This is a genomic window from Kitasatospora sp. NPDC058965, assembly GCF_042741245.1.
Taxonomy (GTDB): Bacteria; Actinomycetota; Actinomycetes; order Streptomycetales; family Streptomycetaceae; genus Kitasatospora.
Genome location: NZ_JBHYKG010000532.1, coordinates 1 through 2,933, shown reverse-complemented (window position 1 = coordinate 2,933; position 2,933 = coordinate 1). Strand labels below are relative to the sequence as shown.

The window sequence follows — 2,933 nt, the reverse complement described above, 5'->3', positions numbered from 1 at the left end:
AAGTAGCTCCGCTACGAGGGCGTTCCTGCCGCACGCCGAGAGCACGCACCGAACGACCCGGCCTGATCCGACGCGAATGGTCAGACAGGCCCTAGCCCCCGCCCCTCCCGCCCCTCCCCGCAGCACCCAGGACCCCGCGCCCACGCCCACGCCCACGCCCGCGCCCGGTCCCCGGGGCCCCACACCCCGCGCACCACGCCCCCCTCACCGTCGGAGACCCCCGTGCCCCCTGCCGCCCCCTCCCGCCGAACCGTGCTCCGCTCGCTGGCCGCCGCCGGCCTGCTCGTCGCCGGAGCGACCGCCTGCAGCCCGGACGAGGCCGAACCCGATCCCGCCCAGCCGCCCCGGCCGGGCGGACCGACCGCCGCGCGCAACACCGCCGGCATCCGGTTCGGCGCCGAATGGGAGAACCACGCCCGCACCTTCATGGCCTGGCCGGCCTCGGAGAACGTCTGGGGCAGCCAACTCGACGGCGTCCGGCAGGACATCGCCGGCCTGGCCCGCGCGGTGGCCGGCTACGAGCCGGTCGTCCTGCTGGCCCGCGAGGCCCAGGCGGACGCCGCCCAGCGCGCCTGCGGCAACGACGTGGAGGTGATCCCGGTCCCGGTCGACGACCTGTGGGCGCGCGACACCGTCTGCGTCTTCGTGGAGCAGGACGGCAAGGTCAAGGGCGTCGACCTCAACTTCAGCGGCTGGGGCCACAAGCAGGAGCACACCGCCGACGCCGGGGTGGCCCGCGCGGTGCTCGCCAAGTACGGCCTGGACCGGATCGCCACCCCGCTGGTGGCCGAGGGCGGCTCGTTCGAGACCGACGGCCAGGGCACCCTGATGGTCACCGAGAGCTCGGTGGTCAACGACAACCGCAACCCGGGCCGCAGCCGGGACCAGATCGAGCAGGAGCTGCGGACGGTGCTCGGCGTCACCAAGGTGCTCTGGCTGGAGGGCGTGCGCGGCAAGGACATCACCGACGCGCACGTGGACTGCCTGACCAGGTTCGCCGCGCCCGGCGTGGTGCTGCTCGACCAGTCCTTCCCCGGCTCGCCCACGGACGTCTGGTCGCGCTCGGCCGAGCAGGCGAAGCGGGTGCTGAAGGACGCCACCGACGCCCGGGGCAAGCAGCTGCAGATCGTCGAGATCCCGCAGCCCGACCCGGACCGGATCACCGGCCGCGGCGACGCCTTCGTCTCCTCCTACCTCAACTTCTACGTCGCCAACAAGGCGGTCTTCCTGCCGCGGTTCGGCGACCAGCGGGCCGACGACCGGGCGCAGCAGATCATGCGCGACCACTTCCCGGGCCGCGACATCGTCCCGCTGACGATCGACACCATCGCCTCCGGCGGCGGTGGCATCCACTGCTCGACCCACGACCAGCCCGCCGGCCCCGCGGCCGGGTGACGACATGCAGCTGACTCCCACCGAACGCGACCGACTGCTGCTGTTCACCGCCGCCGAGCTCGCGCGCTCGCGCCGGGCCCGCGGGCTGCGGCTCAACGTGCCGGAGGCGACCGCGCTGATCGCCGACACCGTCTGCGAGGCGGCCCGGGACGGGGCCCGGCTGGCCGAGGCGGTCGCCACCGCCCGCCGGGTGCTCGGCCTCGACGACGTGCTGCCCGGGGTGGCCGACGTGGTCACCGAGATCCACGTCGAGGCGGTGTTCGAGGACGGCACCCGGCTCGCCGTGGTCGGCGACCCGTTCGGCGCCGCGCCGGGCCTGGGCGAGGCCGCGCCGGGGGCCGTGCTCCCCGGCCCCGGCACCGGGCCGGAGCGCCCGCCCACCCGCACCCTGACCGTGCGCAACACCGCGGCCGTGCCGGTCTCGGTCACCTCGCACTTCCACTTCTTCGAGGCCAACCCGCGGCTGGCCTTCGACCGGGCCGCGGGCTACGGCATGCGGCTGGCGGTCCCGGCCGGCTCGTCGGTGCGCTTCGACCCGGGCGGCACGGTGGAGGTCGGGCTGGTGCCGATCGGCGGCGACCGGGTGGCGATCGGCTTCGCCGGCCTGGTCGACGGGCCGCTGGACGCCCCCGGCGCGAAGGACGAGGCACTGCGCCGGGCCGCCGCCTGCGGCTACCTGGGCGCCGGAGCGGACGACAACGGACAGGAGGGCCCCCGGTGAGCGGCACCATCGAACCCGAGGAGTACGCGGCGGTGCACGGCCCGCGGGCCGGGGACCGGATCCGGCTCGGCGACAGCGGACTGGTGGTGCGGGTCGAGTCGGACTCGCAGCGCCCCGGCGAGGAGTTCCTGGTCGGCTTCGGCAAGACCGCCCGGGACGGCCAGCACCTCAAGGCCGCCGCCGTGCGGGACACCTGCGACCTGGTGATCAGCAACGTCGTGGTGATCGACGCCGTGCTCGGCATCCGCAAGACGTCGATCGGCGTCCGGGCGGGCCGGATCGTCGCGATCGGGCGGGCCGGCAACCCCGACACGCTCGACGGGGTCGAGGTGGTGGTCGGGACCGGGACCACGATCGTCTCCGGCGAGGGCCTGATCGCCACGGCCGGCGCCATCGACACCCACGTCCACCTGATGTCCCCGCGGATCATGGAGGCCTCGCTCGCCTCCGGCGTCACCACCATCATCGGCCAGGAGATCGGCCCGGCCTGGGGCGTGGGCGTCAACTCGCCCTGGGCGCTGCGGCACGGCTTCAACGCCTTCGACGCCTGGCCGGTCAACATCGGCTTCCTGGCCCGGGGCTCGTCCTCCCGTCCGGCTCCGCTGGAGGAGGCACTGGCCGAGGGCGGCGCCTGCGGCTTCAAGGTGCACGAGGACATGGGCGCGCACACCCGCGCGCTGGACACCGCGCTGCGCGTCGCCGAGCAGTACGACGTGCAAGTGGCCCTGCACACCGACGGGTTGAACGAGTGCCTGTCGGTCGAGGACACCCTCGCCGTGCTGGAGGGCCGCACCATCCACGCCTTCCACATCGAGGG

3 protein-coding genes are annotated in these 2,933 nt (G+C 74.7%); all 3 read left to right on the top strand.

Annotation, left to right across the window (positions count from 1 at the left end; genetic code table 11):
• Positions 1-222 precede the first annotated feature (222 nt).
• Entirely contained in the window at positions 223-1,395 is a 1,173-nt protein-coding gene (locus tag ACFW1A_RS39740) for an agmatine/peptidylarginine deiminase (protein ID WP_380418473.1), read from the top strand.
• A 4-nt stretch (positions 1,396-1,399) separates the two neighbouring features.
• Positions 1,400-2,116, top strand: coding sequence for an urease subunit gamma (gene ureA, locus ACFW1A_RS39735; protein ID WP_380418471.1), 717 nt, complete (start codon positions 1,400-1,402; stop codon positions 2,114-2,116).
• Positions 2,113-2,933, top strand: an 821-nt coding sequence (locus ACFW1A_RS39730; RefSeq protein ID WP_380418468.1) for an amidohydrolase family protein, incomplete at its 3' end; no start/stop codon positions are given. The genes ureA and ACFW1A_RS39730, both read left to right, overlap by 4 nt.